We start from the raw sequence: 1,016 nt of genomic DNA, 5'->3' as shown, positions 1-1,016 counted from the left end.
CGCGGCACCGCCTGGAGCACATTCCGGTAAAAATGCACCACACAACGCTGCCACCGGGTTTGGGGATAAAAATCCCCTAGGGCCTGTTGACACTATCTTAGCGCATCTACAATGAGGGCAAAATAGATAAATGCGGCGAACACGACATCAAGCTTGTCGTATCTGGTTGCCACGCGCCTAAAGCCTTTAAGTCTACGAAATAGGCGCTCGATCTCATTGCGTTTTTTGTATAATTCACGGTCATACTCCCACGGCGTAACCCTTCGAGGGTTTGGCGGAACCACGGGAGTATAGCCGAAGCTTCTAACAAGAGCCTGAGTTTCGTTGCCCTCATAGGCTCGATCCATGATTACGTGGCAACTGTTTTGTTTCTTTTCCCAAGATGACAGCAACTTTCTCCCCGCCGGAGCATCGCCGTCGTTGCCTGGGGAAAGACTAAATATTATTGCGCATCGGGCAGTTGCGGCAACCATATGAATTTTTGTTGTCCATCCGCCCTTGGATTTCCCGATGGATTGCGGACCTGTTTTTTTAAGGCCCCGGTCCCATCGGGGTGGACTTTCACGATGGTGCTATCGAGCGATACAGCTTCAATTTTTATAGAAATAATCTGTTGACGCTGTAGCACATCAAACACCTTTGCCAGAGTGCCGCTTTTGGCCCAACGATTCATGCGGACGTAGATGGTGTTCCAATTGCCAAAATGCTCCGGCAGTGCGCGCCATTTGCAGCCATTTTCAGCGACGTATAAAATGGCATTAAGTATTTGAAGGTTTGACATACGTACATTCCCGCGCTGGCGCGGGAGAGCGTCCTTAATCAAAGCGTATTGTGCTTCTGTCAGTTTCATAAAGGGATTATACAGAAGTTCAACCAATTACGCAATTAGTGTCAACAGGCCCTAGTGCTTCCAGCAGACCAAGACTTTTGTCTGACGTCACAAGCTTGATACGTTCAAGGCCCCGTTCTTTCAGGTAGCGCAAAAAATTCCGCCAGCTTTCGCTATCTTCGCGGCA

The 1,016-nt window shown here is 49.1% G+C and carries 1 protein-coding gene and 2 pseudogenes; all 3 read right to left on the bottom strand.

The features are described 5' to 3' along the window. Positions 1-86, bottom strand: a pseudogene (locus BLS55_RS12430) (transposase); the annotation flags it as partial. 6 nt (positions 87-92) lie between these two features. Then, positions 93-850 (bottom strand): IS5 family transposase gene (locus tag BLS55_RS11720; RefSeq protein ID WP_092155417.1). Its coding sequence is split into 2 segments (ribosomal slippage): positions 93-526 and positions 526-850, totalling 759 coding nucleotides; the frame shifts between segments, so codons are not numbered across the junction. Between the two features lie 49 nt (positions 851-899). Then, positions 900-1,016 (bottom strand): annotated as a pseudogene (locus BLS55_RS12425) (transposase); the annotation flags it as partial.

This window comes from Desulfovibrio legallii, from assembly GCF_900102485.1.
Taxonomy (GTDB): domain Bacteria; phylum Desulfobacterota; class Desulfovibrionia; order Desulfovibrionales; family Desulfovibrionaceae; genus Desulfovibrio; species Desulfovibrio legallii_A.
The sequence above is the reverse complement of the archived record's forward strand: the minus strand, read 5'-3'. Positions and strand labels throughout refer to the sequence as shown.